This window comes from Holophagales bacterium, assembly GCA_016699405.1.
Classification (GTDB): Bacteria; Acidobacteriota; Thermoanaerobaculia; order Multivoradales; family JAGPDF01; genus JAAYLR01.
In genome coordinates this window covers 1,230,581-1,246,305 of record CP064972.1, presented here as the reverse complement: position 1 = coordinate 1,246,305, position 15,725 = coordinate 1,230,581, and the positions used below count along the sequence as shown (strand labels likewise).

The 15,725-nt window shown below is 71.8% G+C and carries 12 protein-coding genes; 2 read left to right on the top strand and 10 right to left on the bottom strand.

Annotation, left to right across the window (positions count from 1 at the left end):
* Positions 1 to 146: 146 nt before the first annotated feature.
* The 7 genes from IPJ17_05305 to IPJ17_05275 all read right to left on the bottom strand — a co-directional run bounded on the left by IPJ17_05305 (position 147) and on the right by IPJ17_05275 (position 9,820).
* On the bottom strand, positions 147 to 3,968 hold the full coding sequence (locus tag IPJ17_05305) for a right-handed parallel beta-helix repeat-containing protein (GenBank protein ID QQR75000.1): 3,822 nt from the start codon (positions 3,966 to 3,968) through the stop codon (positions 147 to 149).
* A 263-nt stretch (positions 3,969 to 4,231) separates the two neighbouring features.
* The gene (locus IPJ17_05300; GenBank protein ID QQR74999.1) at positions 4,232 to 4,471 is read right to left on the bottom strand and encodes a hypothetical protein; all 240 of its coding nucleotides are present in this window, start codon (positions 4,469 to 4,471) and stop codon (positions 4,232 to 4,234) included.
* A 59-nt stretch (positions 4,472 to 4,530) separates the two neighbouring features.
* The gene (locus IPJ17_05295; GenBank protein ID QQR74998.1) at positions 4,531 to 5,037 is read right to left on the bottom strand and encodes a hypothetical protein; all 507 of its coding nucleotides are present in this window, start codon (positions 5,035 to 5,037) and stop codon (positions 4,531 to 4,533) included.
* 195 nt (positions 5,038 to 5,232) lie between these two features.
* Entirely contained in the window at positions 5,233 to 6,792 is a 1,560-nt protein-coding gene (locus tag IPJ17_05290; protein QQR74997.1) for a glycosyltransferase family 39 protein, read from the bottom strand.
* 10 nt (positions 6,793 to 6,802) lie between these two features.
* A complete protein-coding gene (locus tag IPJ17_05285; GenBank protein QQR74996.1) occupies positions 6,803 to 7,243 on the bottom strand; it encodes a hypothetical protein in 441 nt (146 codons plus the stop codon).
* A gap of 13 nt (positions 7,244 to 7,256) precedes the next feature.
* A complete protein-coding gene (locus IPJ17_05280) occupies positions 7,257 to 8,525 on the bottom strand; it encodes an ABC transporter permease (protein ID QQR74995.1) in 1,269 nt (422 codons plus the stop codon).
* Complete coding sequence (locus IPJ17_05275; GenBank protein ID QQR74994.1) at positions 8,522 to 9,820, bottom strand: ABC transporter permease; 1,299 nt, start codon at positions 9,818 to 9,820, stop codon at positions 8,522 to 8,524. The genes IPJ17_05280 and IPJ17_05275 overlap by 4 nt, the downstream gene beginning before the upstream one ends.
* A 26-nt stretch (positions 9,821 to 9,846) precedes the next feature.
* On the opposite strand from IPJ17_05275, the gene IPJ17_05270 reads away from it, so the two are divergent.
* Together IPJ17_05270 and IPJ17_05265 are read left to right on the top strand one after the other, a co-directional pair.
* Positions 9,847 to 11,028: an efflux RND transporter periplasmic adaptor subunit gene (locus IPJ17_05270; GenBank protein ID QQR74993.1), complete on the top strand. Its 1,182-nt coding sequence runs from the start codon at positions 9,847 to 9,849 to the stop codon at positions 11,026 to 11,028.
* A 99-nt stretch (positions 11,029 to 11,127) separates the two neighbouring features.
* Positions 11,128 to 12,528: an aspartate ammonia-lyase gene (locus tag IPJ17_05265; GenBank protein ID QQR74992.1), complete on the top strand. Its 1,401-nt coding sequence runs from the start codon at positions 11,128 to 11,130 to the stop codon at positions 12,526 to 12,528.
* 78 nt (positions 12,529 to 12,606) lie between these two features.
* Here the strand turns inward: IPJ17_05265 and IPJ17_05260 are convergent, their stop codons facing one another.
* The 3 genes from IPJ17_05260 to IPJ17_05250 all read right to left on the bottom strand — a co-directional run bounded on the left by IPJ17_05260 (position 12,607) and on the right by IPJ17_05250 (position 15,638).
* The gene (locus IPJ17_05260) at positions 12,607 to 13,263 is read right to left on the bottom strand and encodes a YdcF family protein (protein QQR74991.1); all 657 of its coding nucleotides are present in this window, start codon (positions 13,261 to 13,263) and stop codon (positions 12,607 to 12,609) included.
* A gap of 97 nt (positions 13,264 to 13,360) precedes the next feature.
* Positions 13,361 to 13,885 carry a cupin domain-containing protein gene (locus tag IPJ17_05255; protein ID QQR74990.1) on the bottom strand — a complete coding sequence of 175 codons (525 nt, stop codon included), beginning with the start codon at positions 13,883 to 13,885 and terminating at the stop codon, positions 13,361 to 13,363.
* A complete protein-coding gene (locus IPJ17_05250; protein ID QQR74989.1) occupies positions 13,875 to 15,638 on the bottom strand; it encodes a hypothetical protein in 1,764 nt (587 codons plus the stop codon). The genes IPJ17_05255 and IPJ17_05250 overlap by 11 nt, the downstream gene beginning before the upstream one ends.
* Positions 15,639 to 15,725 lie beyond the last annotated feature (87 nt).

Here is a 15,725-nt window from a genome sequence, read left to right as displayed (position 1 = left end):
AACGCCTGTCGGCGATTCCGTGGCGACCTCAGCTTAGCAACCTTCGCCGCACTGCGGCATCCCCCGAACGGGCGGTGCCTCGCTCGCCACCCCCAGGGGTAGTGCGGCGCCGTGTCCGTCGCGCACCCCACGCCGGCCCGGAGAGCTCAGGGCGTCGCGTCCGACCAACGCCCGGTCGAGCCGACCTCGAAGGTGTCGGCGAAGATCGCACCCGGCGGCGGCGGGGTCCCCGAGTCGTCGTTGAGGATCTTGCCGGCCGCGACGGTGTCGTACGCGACCCAGTTGCCACCTCCGGGCGCTGTCGTGATCGTCAGCCACAGGACCTCGTCGGCCTCGACGTCGGTGTCGCCCCAGACCGCCACCTGCACCGGCAGGGTCTGCACCGAACCGCTGGCGCCGAACGACAGCGTGCCGTCGCTCGACTGGAAGTCCTGGCCAGGCGTTGCCGTGCCCTGTCCGGTGAAGTAGGTGACGGTCACCGCATGGTTGCTCGGCGAGAGGTGGACGTTGAAGGTCATCAGCGTCTGGCCGCTGTCGCCTTCGACGACGGCGGCGTCGTCGATCGTGATGCCGGGGTAGGCCGGGTCGTTGTCGAAGATGTAGAGCAACGACGAGGCGACGCCCAGGGTGGCGCCACCGGACGGCGCGCTGAGCGCCAGGTTGGCGAACTCCGGGCTGGGCTCCGGCGCCGGGTCGAAGAGGATCGGGATCTTGACCACCTTGACGACCTCCCAGGGCGCGAAGGTGAGCGTCTGGTCGGAGTCGGTGTAGTCCTGCCCCGCGACGGCGGTGTTGTCGCTGCTGGTGAAGGTCACCGAGACGGTCCCCGAGAGACCGTGGCTGCGGGTCACCACCGCGTCGCCGGTCGGCAGATTGCCTTCGTAGGAGAGCACCGCGTTGCGGTAGAACTGGAGCTTGCCGGGGTTGGCGCCACCGATCGCGACGCAGGGCGAGAGCTCCGAGGTGTTGCCGAGCGGGTCGGTGACGGTCGCCGTCAGGAACGGGTCGGGGACCGCCAGGGGCAGGATCGTCGAGAGCGTCCCCAGGCCGACGGCGTCGGTGGTGACGAGCGTCGCGCCGCGATAGGTTCGGCCCTCGCCGAATCCGGTCGCGCCGCAGGTCGGGCTCGAGAAGAGCTCGACGCGATACTGCGTGTTCGGCTCGTTGTTCAGTCGCCCCTGGACGCTGGTCGTCGCGCCACTCACCATCGCCGCGGCGATCAGCGGGTAGTTCTGGCTCCGGTTGCCGCCGACGTCGGCGTCGCCGCTGTCGTTCGGCGCCACGCCCTGCTCGCCGACGTCGATCCCCAGGAGAGCGCTCCCGAAGATCGAGTTGCCGGAGATCTCGTTGCGTTCGCCGTGCTCGACCCAGATGCCGAGGAAGCCACTGTTGGCGACGACGTTGCCCTCTCCCGCACCGAGGCCGCCGATCGTGTTGCCGCTCGCCGTGTCCACATAGATCCCGATCTGGTAGTTGCCGAGACCTCCGGCCAGCGCCGCATTCGTGCCGATCCAGTTGCCCTGGATCACGTTGCCGGTCGCCACCGCGCCGGTGATGGCGATGCCGTTGTAGGGGAAGCCGGCGATGACGTTGCCGGCTCCCGGCGCGCCGATCGTGTTGCCGGGCGAACCGAGCTCGATGCCGGTACCGCTGTCGGCGAGATCGACGGTGCCGGTGGCGTCGAGGCCGACGATGTTGTTGCGCATCCGGTTGCCGGTGGCCCCGAGCTCGAACGACACGCTCCGCCCGTTGCCGGAGATGACGTTGCCGTCCGCCGCCGCCGGGCCGCCGATCTCGCCGTCGACCTGGCCGTAGCCGCGGATCCCGAAGCCGCCGTTGCCGAGTGCCGCCGTGCCGGCCCCGTTCACCCCGATGTAGTTGCCGCGCACGACCTCCTGGACACCGGACAGGTCCACGCCGTCGCCCGCGTTGCCCGAGATGAGATTGCGCGCCCCCGCCGAGCCGCCGCCGAGCAGGTGCCCGGAGCCGCCGAGCGAAACGCCGCCGCCGTTGGCGACCGCCGCAGAGCCGGCGGCGTTGGTGCCGATCTTGTTGCCCTTGATGGTGACCGTGGAGCTCGTTCCCTCGGTGGCGATGCCGGCCGAGCCGTTGCCGGAGATCAGATTGCCCTCGCCCGCCGCGCTGCCACCGATGGTGATGCCGCTCGCCACCAGCACACGGATGCCGTGGGCAGTACTGCCCGTGATCGCCGCCGAGCCGGTGACGTTGGTGCCGATGTAGTTGCCGCGGATGACGTGCCCCGTGCCGCTGACCGCGACGCCGCCCTGGGGGTTTCCCGAGATGACGTTGCGCGCCGCGGCGACGGCGCCGCCCAGGGTGTGACCGCTGCCATCGAGCTTCACGCCGCCGGCGTTGCCGAGCGCCAGGAGTCCGGTCGCGTCGACACCGATCAGGTTGCCCTGCACGGTCAGACCGCTGGTGTCGCTGTCGAAGGAGATGCCGTTGGCGACGTTCCCGGAGAGGACGTTGCCTTCGCCGGGGTTGAGGCCGCCGATCGCTCCGCTGGTCGCGGTGAGGACCCGGATCCCGTTGCCGCCGTTGGGGAGCGCCGCCGTCCCGGCGGGGTTGGTGCCGATGTAGTTGCCGATCACCTTGTTGTTCGTGCCGCGCAACACGACGCCATCGGCGGAGTTGCCCGAGATGACGTTGCGTTCGCCCGCCGTGTCGCCACCCACGGTGTTGGCGCTGCCGTTGACACTCACCCCGCTGCCGTTCGGGAGCGGGGCGGAGCCCGCAGCGTCGAGGCCGACGTAGTTGGCGATCACCACGCATCCCGTTGCCGTGCCCTCGAGCGAGATCGCGTCCCAGGTATGGCCCGAGATGAGGTTGCGCCCGGTGCCGGTGACGCTGCCGATCGTGCAATTCGTGCCCTGGACCCGGATGCCGATCGGCTGACCGGAAATGGCCGCAGTTCCGGCAGCGTTGGTGCCAAGGGTGTTGCCGAGGATCAACACGGCGTCGGCGGCGCTGCCGACGAGGATCCCGTAGTTGAGGTTCGCCGAGACGACGTTCTTCGCCACGGCGGAGACCCCGCCGACGGTGTGGCTGCTGGTGCCGAGGTAGATGCCGCCACCGGCGTTGCCCAACGCCGAGGTCCCGGCGGCGTTGACCCCGACAGAGTTGCCGGCGATCGTCCAGTGGTTGGAGCTGCCGGCGAGCTCGATCCCGAGACCACCGTTGCCGGAGATGAGATTGCCCTGGCCGGCGAGCGTCCCGCCGACCCCGACGCCGGCACTGCCGGACCCCAGGATCCCGCCGAGGTCGTTCGGGAGCGCCGCGGTGCCAGCCGCGTTCGTGCCGATGCGATTGTCCCGGATCTGCAGGCTGTCTGACCCGCTCAGCACCTGGATGCCATGGCCGCCGTTGCCGGAGATGACGTTGCCGATCGAGGTGTTGCCGACCACGCAGTTGAGCGCCGAGACGACCACCCCCGCGAGGCCGTTGCCGGCGTCGGTGGTGCCGTCGAGCGCCACCCCGAGATAGGAGCGCGTCACCGCCGTGCTGGAGGTCTGGATCAGGATGCCGTTGCCCGGAAAGCGGGTGATCGCCACGCCGTAGACGCTGGAGGCCGAGGCTCCGGCGGCGAAGGTCAGCCCGTTGCCGGAGGCGAGCCCCACGCCGTCGATCCGTACGACCGGCGTGCTCGTCCAGCCGGGGGCCGAGGTGCCGTTGATCACCAGCGGGCTGGTGATCGAAGGCAGCGCGGTGCCGGTGATCGAGAAGGTCCCGGCCACTGCAAAGGTGATCGTGTCGCTGCCTGCCGCCGTGTTGGCGGCGACGATCGCCTCCCGCAGCGAGCAGTCGGCGTTGCAGGTGCCGTCGTTGGTGTCGGCGGTCTTCGAGACCGAGAAGGTCACCGCGCGCGCCGGAGCGGCGAGCACGCCGGCGAGGAGAAGAGCGGCCAGCGCTCGAGTCGTCAAGCGTTCGAGGCAAAGCGGAGAGGTCATGGACGGGCTCCTGGCGTCGGGCATCTCGCAGGGTCGCGTCCGGCTGGCCAGCCCTCTCCCGACCGCCCGCCGAACCCCGGTCGAGCGCTCGTCCGGGAGACCCCGGCCGCCAGAGCATTCACCTGCTATCGGTCCAAGGTGCGGCAAGCCGCCCCGGAAGGGGCCATGCGGGGGCGTCGCCCGTTCACAACGGCACGTCGGCTCAGCCGCTGCGGACGCGACTCACCCGACGTCCATCTGCCGACCGACGTGCAGATCTCGGGTCAGCTCGGGAAGTCCAACGGACCAACCTGAACGAACACGTCGTAGCGGTAGAGGTGCGTCTCTTGGCGGGTCAGATTGCCTGAGGAGTCGTACTCCACCGTCGAGCCGGTCAACCGGTTGCTCAGCGGGTCCGTCGTCAGCGTGCGGATCTCCGGCACCCCGTTGTTGACCACGTGACGCAGCCGCGTGAGATTCCCGAACGGGTCGAACCGCGCCTCCTCCGTCGCCGGCACACTCATCGTGAGCGGCTGGTTCGGGCCCGGCCATCGGCTCGTGTCGCCGGTCTCGAAGCCGTCAACTAGAGTGGGGGCACTCGAGTCGAGGTCTCACAGGCTCCGCTTCCCAGATCGTCAAGCCCGTCTTTCGCCTTGAGGCTCTCTTCGATAGCCGCCAGCGCGACTCTTGCGGCGGTCTCCTCAGAGGCGGAAAGAGAGTCCTTGGCGATCAAGTCCAGAAGAGCGAGATGGGCAGCCGAGCCCCTGAGCGAGCACCCGCGCCACTGGACGAAGCTGGCGATCACGATCGCCTCCTCGAGGGGCAGTCCGTGTCTCTCGCCGCGAATGTACTTCGCCATGAGATCAGCGGCGGGCCAGCCATGGGAGGAAATCCGGGAGCGCGCACGGCTCACCGGGCCAGGAATCAGCGCGCCTTCGAAGTGGCGTTCGTAAGCCACCACTTGCGCTTCGAGCGCTAGCGAATCGAATTCGCCGGGGAGTCGTCCGCAGCCGGAAAGAAGGGTGCCGACAGCGAGCACCACCAGCGGACTCAGCCTGCGCCGCCACCGCACATCCAGGATCCTCTCCACCGCTACGCCCTACCCCACAGTTCAGCAATCGGACTCCCCGGCGAGACAGCGCGCCAGGTCGGCGGTCTCGGCGCGGGACCAGCGTTCGGCAAAGAGAAGGGCGGCGAGCGCGACGCGGAAGACGGCGAGGCCCACGCAACGGTTGGGGATCCACTGAAGACCGAGCCGCGCTTCGCGGCTTCGCGCCGAAACCGGTCACTTGGTTCGGGCGGCTGGAACGGTCGCGGGCGCAATTTCCCGGCGCGAGACGCGCTCGCCTGCCGCGGAGCCGGAGCAGAGCAGGTATCCCTCTCCTGCGGCGAGCGTCGAGCCCTCACTGCAGAAGTCGACGGTGTCGCCGCCGCGCGAGGAGAGGGATCGCAACGACCATTCGGCGGTCGCCGCCGGCGGCTCGTTTCCCGAGGCGCCGTCGCCCATCTCCCGGACGCGGAACCCGGCCACGCCCTCGAGCAGGAAGCGCTCGGAGTGCGAGAGCGGGAAGGCCGCCGCGAGTGGCTGCCTCTCTTCCTGCTTCAGCCTGCCGAGCGAGGCGAGGAACCGCTGGCTCTCGGGGGCACGATCGCGCCCGAGCGACTGCAGCAGCACGCGCGTCTCGCAGAACGCCAACGCGACGACGATCGCGACGACGAAGGCGGGTGGTCCCCATCGCGTCCCGGCTCGCCGGCCGAGAGAGCGCAAGGAGACGGCGGTGAGCATCGCCAGTGCCGGATAGATCGGCAACAGATACCAGTGATGGTGGGTTCGAGCGATCGAGAAGAGCAGGAACGGGATCGCGGCCCAGAGCACGAGCAGCGCCAGCGCCCTGTCGGCGCGCCGTCCCGTGCGGCGGACCCGGCGATCGCGCCACGCGAGCATCCCCGCCGCGGCGAGTGGGATCGGCCAGGGAGCGAAGCGGTCGAGCAGCTTGTCGAGGTAGGTCAGGCTGTGGCCCCGCGAGCGATCGATCGAGTGGGTCGAGCGGGCCAGCAGGTCTTCGTTGACCATCTGCCGCAGGAAGAAGTCCGACCCGTCCGCGCGAACGCGGGCCACCGCCCAGAGCACCACGACGGCAACGAGAATCAAGAGGGAGATGCCCAGCCCTCGCCAGGCTCGACGCTCCCCCCGGACAGCCAGAAAGACGGCCGCCACACCGAGCACCGGCAGGACCGCGAAGCTCTTGAGCAGGAAGATCGCTCCGCAGATCAGCCCCAGGTCCAGGCCCCGCGACCGTCCCTCGCCGAACCGGGAGAGTCGGGCCATCGCCGCGATCACCAGGAGCGAGAGCATCGCGTCGAGATCACCGCTGCGCGCCGCGTGGTGCCCGAGAAAACCGAAGGCGGTCGCCAAGACCGCTCCGGCGAGGAGCGCTTCGGCACGCCCGAGCCAGCGTCGCGCCAGCTCCATGGTCACGAAGACCACGGCGAGCGCGGAAAGGGCCGAAGGCAGGCGCAGTGCGAGGGCGCTCTGGCCGAAGGCGGCAAGAGAGAGAGCCTGAATCCAGTAGCCGAGCGGCGGCTTGAGGTTCCAGGTCTCGCACTTCCCGGCGTAGGTCGGGACGAGCCAGGATCCACCGTTCAGCATCTCGTGACTGGAGACGCCGTAGCGCGCCTCGTCGGAGTCGTCCACCCGCGCACTGCCCAGCCCGGCAAAGACGTTGAAGGCCATCAGCGCGAGAATCGCCACCGTCCAGAGGCGAGAGTGACGCACGACCGAGCGGCTCATCTGCGAGCCGAAGGACGGCAAGCCGCGGGTGCTCGTCGCAACGTTCGCCGCCACCGCTCCCTCGTCAGCTCCGGTTGAGCAGCCAGAGCCCGGCCAGGCAGAGCGCCAGGCCGGCGGTCTTGGCAAGGGACCAGGGTTCGGCGAAGAGGAGAGCGCCGCAGGGGACGAGGAGGATGGCGAGGAGGGCGCCGGCGGTCAAGGCGGCCGTGTTGAGCGGCCAACCGGCGCGGTAGGCGAGGAGGAAGCCGATCTCGACGCCGAAGATGGCGAGACCGACGGCGATGCTCTTCCAATTCAGCCAGGCGGTGACGCCCGCCGCAGGGAGCGGGCCGGCGAGCCAGGGCAGCGCGAGGAGGGTCAGCAGCAGCGCGGTGGCGAAGGTCTGGGCGAGCGAGGCGAGGAGCGGCACGTCGGCCGGCACCGACTTCTGCCCCCAGTGGTAGAGCACGTTGGCGGCGACGACGAGCGCCATCGACGCGAGGAAGAGCGGGCCGGCCTCGCGCACCGTCGCCTCGCCCTCACTCGTAGCGCAACGCTTCGACCGGGTCGAGCGCCGCCGCGCGGCGCGCCGGCCCGTAGCCGGCGACGACCCCGGTGGCGAAGGAGGCGGCGAGACCGCCGACCACCACCCAGAGCGGCGGCACCGAGGCGAGCGCCGGCGCGACGAGGAAGAGCAGCGCGCCGATCGCCCAGGCGACCAGCACGCCGAGCGCGCCGCCGGCGAGGGAGAGCATCGCCGCCTCGAGCAGGAACTGCCGCATCACCTCGCGACGCGGCGCGCCGATCGCTCGCCGCACGCCGATCTCGCGTGTGCGCTCGGTCACCGCGATGATCATCACGTTGGCGATGCCGATGCCGCCGATGCCGAGCGACACGGCGGCGAGCGCCAGCGTCACCAGCCCGATCAGCGCCGAGACCTGGTCGAGCTGGGCGATGATCTGGTCGGCCGTCGAGAGGTTGAAGTCGTTCTCCTGCTCGGGAGCGAGGTCGCGCAGGCGGCGCAGGATCGCCTCGGCTTCGCTGCGCGCCGCGTCGCGCCGGCCCGGCTCGGCGCGGATGTAGAACACGGTGTCCTTGGCCGACGGGTAGAGGCGGCGGGCGGTGTCGATCGGCACGGCGATGACGTTGTCCTGCCGGTTCTCGCCGAAGAAGCCGCCCTTGCGCGGCGCGGCTTCGCCGACGACGAAGAACTCGGTGCCGCCGAGGAGGATCCGCTTGCCGACGCTCTGTCCGCGGCCGAACAGCGCCTGGGCGATGTTCGAGCCGATCACCGCGACCCGCGCGCCGGTCGCCGCCTCGAGCGTCGAGAACGGCCGCCCGGCCTCGAACTCCGCCCCCGTCACCTCGAAGAAGTTCGCCGTCAGCCCCTCGACCAGCGCCTTGTCGGCCTCGCCGCCGTTGGCGCGCGCGGTCAGCGCCCGGCCGCCGACCACCGTCGGCACGATGAGCTGCACGCCGACCTCGCGGATGTCGTCGCCGAGCCGGGCGATCGGCTCGGCCCACGCGGGGTCGAGCGTGCGCCGCTGCGCCTCGGCCTGCGACGGCGGCGAGTAGGGGTCGCCGCGCCGATGGTAGGCGAAGATGTTGTCGCTGCCGAACTCGCGAAAGAGCAGCGCCACCTGTCCACGCACCCCGGCGAGCACCGAGGTGACGAGCGTCACGGTGACGATGCCGATGACCACGCCCATCACCGCGAGCGACGAACGCAGCGGCTGCGCGCGGATCCCCGTCGCGGCCAGGCGCCCCGACTCGAGCGCCATCGTCCCCCAGCGGCGGAGGCTCCTCATTTCTCCACCCGCAGCGCCTGGATCGGGTCGAGGCGCGCGGCGCGCCGCGCCGGGTAGTAGCCGGCGAGGAGCCCGGCGGCCATCGCGTGGGCGAGCGCCACGATCACGGTGTGCGGCGACACGGCGAGCGGGAAGCCGAGCGCGCCGCCGAGCGCCTTGGCGGCGAGCGCCACGGCGACCGTCCCGGCAAGCCCGCCGACGAGCGAGACGAGCGCCGACTCGGCGAGCACCTCGGTGAGGATCTCGCGCCGCGTCGCACCGACCGCTCGCCGCACGCCGATCTCGAAGGTGCGCTGCGCCACCGAAACCAGCGTCGTGTTGGCCACCACGACGATCGCCGCGAGCAGCGCCATCGCGCCGAGCAGCGGTGCCGCGCTGCCGATCCGCTTGGCGAGGGTGAAGACGAAGGTGCGCGCCGCCTCGGGAGAAAGCACGTCGAAGTTGTCCTCTTCGCCCGGCGCGAGCTGGCGTCGGGCCCGCATCGTCGCGCGCGCCCGGTCCTCGGCGAGCAGCACCGCCGCGCTGCCGCCCCCCGTCGCCGCTGGCGGCCGGGCCGAGACCTGGAGCGTCGTCGGGGCGCCGTAGGCGCGCTCGAAGGCGAGCAGCGGGATCCAGACGTAGCGGTCGAGCGAGAAGCCGCCCGAGGTGCCGAGCCGCGCCTGGACGCCGACCACCGTGAAGCCACGTCCGGCAAGGCGCACCGTCTTGCCGAGCGGGTCTTCGGCCGGGAAGAGCTCGTCGGCGATCTCCCGCCCCAGCACCGCCACCTGGGCGCCGCGGCGCTCCTCGTCGGGGACGAAGAAGCGCCCCTCGGCGACCGACAGGTCGCGGATCTCCGGCAGCGTCGACTGCGTCCCGGAGACCGCGGCGTTCTCCACCTTGCGCGGCCCGGCGACCACGTCGGCGGCGCGCTGGGCGGTCGCCGCGTAGATCGCCCGCGAGCCGGCGAAGGCCTCGAGGAAGCGCACGTCGGAGCGGTCGATGACCGGGTTGCGCTGGAGCTTGCGCTCGAGCTCGCGGCGGTTGATCTGCCCCGGCGAGGCGATCTGCGCCAGGACGAAGGTGTCGCTGCCGAAGGCGCGGGCCGCGCTGCGCTCGGCAAAGAGCGCCAGGCCGTCGACCGAGGTGCGCACGAGGACGAGCGTCGCCACCGCCGCGGCCACCGCCACGGCGCCGAGCGTCGAGCGCAGCGGGTGGGCGCGCGCCGTGCGCGCGGCCTGGCCGATCGCCTCCCAGAACTGTCGCGAGCCTCGCCCCGCCATGACGCCGGTCGCCATCGCACCGAAGGTTAGCACCCGCGGCGTGCTAGATTTTTCCCCTCATGAGTCGCGCCCGCTGGGGTCTTGTCCTGCTGCTCGTCGTCGCTGCCGCCGGTACCACCGCTTTCCTTCGCAACCGCGGGCCCCGCCCGGTCGAGGTCGACGTCGAGAAGGCGGTGCGCAAGCCGGTCTTCCGCTCCTACGTCACCGCCTCCGGTGAGATCGTCGCCGCGCGCTACGCCGACATCGGCTCGAGCACCATGGGCAAGCTGGTGCAGCTGCTCGTCAAGGAGGGCGACGCGGTGCGCGCCGGCCAGGTGCTGGCGCGCCTCGACGCGGTGCCGGCGACGAGCGACGAGCAGGCCGCCGGAGCGCTGCTCGCCGCCCTCGGTGCCGACCAGGCCGCTGCCGCGGCGCGCGAGGTCGAAGCGCGCCAGGCGCTCGAGCGGACGCGCTCCCTGGTGCGCCAGGGGATCCAGTCGCAGGCCGAGCTCGACCAGGCGATCGCCGCCGCCGACTCCGCCCACGCCGCCGTCGAGGCCGCGACGCGCCGGGTCGCCCAGGGGCGCGCCCAGCTCTCGCGGGTCCGCGACAGCCTGGCGAAGACCGAGATCACCGCTCCGATGGACGGCGTCGTCACCCGCCTCTCGGTGCGCGAGGGCGAGATGGTGGTCGTCGGCGTGCAGAACCAGCCGGGCACCATCCTGATGACCCTCTCCGACCTCTCGTCGCTCGACGCCGAGGTCAAGGTGGCCGAGGTCGACGTCGTCCGGCTCGCCGTCGGCAAGAGCGCCGAGGTGACCCTCGAGGCCCTGCCCGGGCGGAAGTTCACCGGCCACGTCACCGAGATCGGCGCGAGCTCGCTGCCGCCGACCGGCGCGACGACGGCGGCGCGCGAGTTCCGCGTCGTCGTGCGTCTCACTACGCCCGACCCGGCGCTCAAGCCCGGGATGACCTGCGACACCGCGATCCTCGCCGAGGAGGTCGCCGACGCCACGGTGGTTCCGCTGCAGGCGGTGACGCTGCGCCCCGCCCCCGAGGGCGGCGAGCGCTCCGGCGTCTTCGCCGTCGAGGCCGACGGGCGCGTCCGCTTCGTGCCGGTCGCCACCGGCGTCATCGGCGGGCTCGACGTGACGGTCGGCGGCCTCGCCGACGGCACCGAGATCGTCGCCGGCCCGTTCCAGGCGTTGCGCACGCTCGCCGACGGCGCGGTCGTCAAGCGGCGCGGCGCCCCGGGACGCTAGGGCGCTACACTCCCACCGCCAACAACCCGCAGGCGGCCGGCGATCGGCCGTCCTCGACCCGCCGTGGGGCGTCGCGCCCCTGCACGGCCAGGAGGCGTCATGCCCCGCATCGAACGCGATTTCCTCGGCGAGCGCGAGCTGCCGGACGACGTCTACTACGGCGTGCAGACGCTGCGCGGGATCGAGAACTTCCGCATCCTCGGCGTGCCGGTGGGCGCCGAGCGCTTCCTGGTCAAGGCGCTCGCCCTGGTCAAGAAGGCGGCGGCGCTCGCCAACCGCGACCTCGGCGCGCTCACCCCGGAGATCGCCGCGGCGATCGTCGACGGCTGCGACCGGCTGATTGCCGGCGAGCTCACCGAGCAGTTTCCGGTCGACTTCATCCAGGGCGGCGCCGGAACCTCGACCAACATGAACGTCAACGAGGTGATCGCCAACCTGGCGCTCGAGCGGCTCGGCCGGCCGAAGGGGGAGTACGCGACCGTCAGCCCGAACGACCACGTCAACGCCTCGCAGTCGACCAACGACGTCTACCCGACGGCCCTGCGCCTCGCCCTGGTCTTCCGCCTCGACCGCTACGCCGAGAAGCTGCGGCGCCTGCAGGAGGCGTTCGCCGCCAAGGGCGTGGAGCTCGCCGGCGTCCTGAAGATGGGGCGCACGCATCTGCAGGACGCCGTGCCGATGTCGATGGGCGACGAATTCAAGGGGGTCGCCACCACGCTCGGCGAGGAGGTCCAGCGCGTCGCCGAATCGCGCCGCCTGCTGCTCGAGGTGAACCTCGGCGCGACGGCGATCGGCACCTCGGTCAACGCCCCGGAGGGCTATCCGGAGCTCGCCACCCGCTACCTCGCCGAGCTCACCGGGCTGCCGCTCGTCCTCGCCCACGACCTCGTCGAGGCCACCTCGGACACCGGCGTCTTCGTCCAGCTCTCCGGCGTGCTCAAGCGCACCGCGGTGAAGCTGACGAAGATCTGCAACGACTTGCGCCTGCTCTCTTCCGGACCGCGCGCCGGCTTCGGCGAGATCAACCTGCCACGGCTCCAGCCCGGCTCGTCGATCATGCCCGGCAAGGTCAACCCGGTGATCCCCGAGGTGGTCAACCAGACGACCTTCTACGTCATGGGCGCCGACCTCACGGTGACCATGGCGGCGGCGGCCGGCCAGCTCCAGTTGAACGTCATGGAGCCGGTCATCGCCTTCTCGCTCTTCACCTCGATCCGCGCCATGGGCAACGCGGTGGACGCCCTGCGCGAGAAGTGCGTGGTCGGCATCACCGCCAACGGCGAGCACACCCGCGACCAGGTGCTCGGCAGCCTCGGCATCGTCACCCTGCTCAACCCGCTCTTCGGCTACAAGGCCTGCTCGGAGATCGCCCGCGAGGGGTTCGAGCGCGGCGTCTCGATCCACCGCATCGTCGTCGAAGAGCGCCAGCTCGTCACCCAGGAGCGCTGGGACGAGATCTTCTGCTTCGAGAACCTCGTCCGCCCGCGCGACGTGCGCTGAGCCGGAACTCACCTCTCGGAGAGGCGCCGAGAGGTGCGGCGACCGGGGCCCCTCTGGGTCTGGCGGCAACGCCCTCGCTCAGGGACAGGCGGGAAGATCGCGCCCGCCGCCCCAGGGATCGGGATCGGCCGGGAGCAGGCGCTGCACGAGGTAGGCACCGACGAAATAGGTCTCGCGCAACAGGAAGGCGAGCCGGGCCCGGCGACCGGTGAATCGCGTCACCGGCGTCGGCGAGGGCTCGGCCTCGATGCCGAGGTCGCGGGCCATCGTCACGGCGCGCAGCATGTGGATCGGGTCGCTGACCAGCAGCACCCGCGTGAGCCCCTCGCGTCGCAGCACGGCGCGGGCCGCGAGAAGATTCTCCCGCGTGTTGTGGGAGCTTGCCTCGCAGAGCAGGTCTTCCGGCGGCAGCCCGCGCGCCACCGCGTACGCCCGCGCCACCGTCGCCTCGGCGCGGGTGTCGCCTTCACCGACCCCCCCGGTGAAGAGGATCTTGCGCACGCGACCGGCACGATAGAGGTCGAGCGCGTGGCGGATCCGCGCCTCGAAGACAGGGGACGGACGCTTGCCCCAGATCGCCGCCCCGAGCACCACCGCCGCGTCGCCCGAGCCCGTGGCGCTGCGGTACGAGAAGGCCGCCACCGCCCCGACCAGCGCGCTCGTCCCGACGAGCAGCGCGAGCCCGGCGACTGCCGCTGTCTGCCGGATGCGCCGGCCTCTGCGTGGGTGTCTCATTCCGGCTCTCGTCCCGGAACAAGCCTGACGCGAAGCGGGCGCGAAGGGAAGCCCGCGACTCGCCGGAGGTCGCCGCACGGCCGCGGCCGCGGCCGGATCAGAGCAGCTCGGCGAGATCGGGGCGCAGCGCGACGAGCCGCGCCGCAGACTCCGGATGCTCGACGGCGAAGGCGAAGTCGTCGAACTCGAACCCTGGCGCCACGACGCAGGTGACCAGCGCGTAGGCGCCGAGAGCACGCGCCGCCTGCCATTCGCCGCCCGGGACGCAGGCCAGCGGAGCGAGCTCCGGCGACGGTTCACCGGCGGCCGGGAGCGGACCGAGTCGCCGCTCGACGACGACCCCGGCGCGCTCGTCGAGATGGTAGAGGACGAGCGGCTCGCCGGCGACGAACTGCCAGAGCTCGTCGCCCGCCGCCCGGTGCCAGCGGCTCACCTCGCTGGCCGCGAGAAGAAACCAGATCTGCGTGACGGCGCTCCGCACGACGCCGCGCGCGTCATCGGTCACCGCGCGCGACGACCGATGGATCTCACGATAGAACCCGCCCTCCGGATGCGGCCGGAGCCCGAGGCTGGCGATGCGCTCGGCAGCGCCTCGGGACAGCGGAACGCGACTAGCCGCCATCGATCGCCCCTTTCGGCGAGAGTCGGACCAACAGCCCGTCGACGGCGAGGAAGCTGACGCCCCGCCGTCCGACGAGACGCCGGGCGATCGCCCGGTGAGCGAGACGCTCCCGCGCCGCGGCGCTCACCGGACCATGGTCCGCCGAGAGGAGGACCAGGACCTCGACCTCGCCGTGGCCGCGGAGCCGTTCGAGGACCTGCTCGAGCCCGCGGTCGTCGTCGACGGCGAAGAAGGTCTTCTCGCCCCAGAGGGTCGCCAGCTCTTCGGGAAGCCAGTACTGGTCCGTCACCACCGCTCGCGCCGGCGCCTCCCGCACCGCGGCGAGGAGGGCGCTGCCGGCCTCGCGCTTGAGCAGCAACAGACGCAGCCCCTCGATCTGCACGACCAGTCCGGCGAGCAGGAGCGCGGCGATCGACAACCGCTCCAGCCGGCGCTGGTTCGGCGTGAGCGTCGCGGACCTCTCGTCGTCGACCGCCAGGACGGCGAGCGCCAGCAGCGCCGGGAGGACCGGCAGGAAGTGACGCGGGCCCCAGATCACGCCGACGTCGCCGCGATGGAGCAGCCAGACGAGACCGAGGGTGTAGAGCACCATCGTCCAGCCGACCATCCGGCGACCGATCTCCGGGTCGGCCAGTCGCCGGCGCAAGGAGAGCGCACCCAGCGCCAGGATGGGAGCGTGGGGCAGGAGACTCTGACGGTGGAGCGTCCCCAGCACCGGCTCGGAGTCGGCGAGCAGGACGACGAGCGCCACGACCGCCCCACCGGCGGCGAGAGTCAGGCCGACCGTGCGCCACGCACCGGCGGGCCGAGTCCAGAGCGACCCGACGAGCAGCGCCGGACCGAAGAGGAGGATCAGCAGGGCGGCGAGGCTCGGGCTGGCACCGAAGGCGAAAAGGTAGGCGACCGCATCGCCGAGCTCGCCGCGTAGCGAGTGCGCGGCGTCGAGCGACGCGTAGACGACGGTGTGCAAGCCGAACGGGGCCCCCCAGAGCCGCGCCTGGACGATCCACAGCGGGACGACGATGGCGAGAAAGCCGAGGCCTGCCGCGGCCAACGTCCGGCTGGTGCGTCGCCGCTCCGCCCAGCCGGCGACGAGCATCCCGACGCCCCAGGCCGCCGCCAGGAGGTAGCCCTCCTCTCGCAGCCAGGTGGTGGCGCCGAGCAGCAGCCCGCCGAGGAGAGCGTCGCGAGCCCGGTCCCGTCGCACCGCGGCCAGCAACGCCAGCAGCGCTCCCGAGCCGAAGGCCGTGGCCAGCGGTTGCTCCCAGAAGCCGCAGGCGTAGAAGAGAAGGGGCGACGCCACGAGCGGCAGGGACGCGACCAGGGCGAGCCGAGCGCGTGCTCCCAGCCCGGCGACCAGCCAGGGAAAGAGCGCGGCGGTGGCCAGCAGGCCGGCGAGCGGCCAGAGGTACAACGCCGTCTCGCCCAGCCACCGCACGGCCGGCCAGGTCAGGAGCGCGAGATACGGCGGATAGAAGGAGACGACGCGCTGGCCTTGGCGGAGGAAATGATGGCCGGCCGTCGGGAAGTAGACCCCGTCGGGGTCGGTCTGCCAGCCGTCCCACAACCGCCCGACATCGGGTGCGCCGGTCCGCGCGAGCGCCTCGAGCTGCAGCCAGCGGTTGCCCTCGTCGGTGATCCAGAAGGCGCCCGCCGGGAGGCGCGCGACGACCACTAGCCACACGCCGAACGCGAGCCCCACGGCGACGACCGAGGCTCGGAGCGGCTGCGACGGGACGAGGCGAGCGGCCATGCCGGGCGGGGGGAACGTATCACCCGCCCGCCCCCTCGGGTAGGCTACCGACAGGTCCCCGGCGCCATGATCGACAGGAACCTCGAG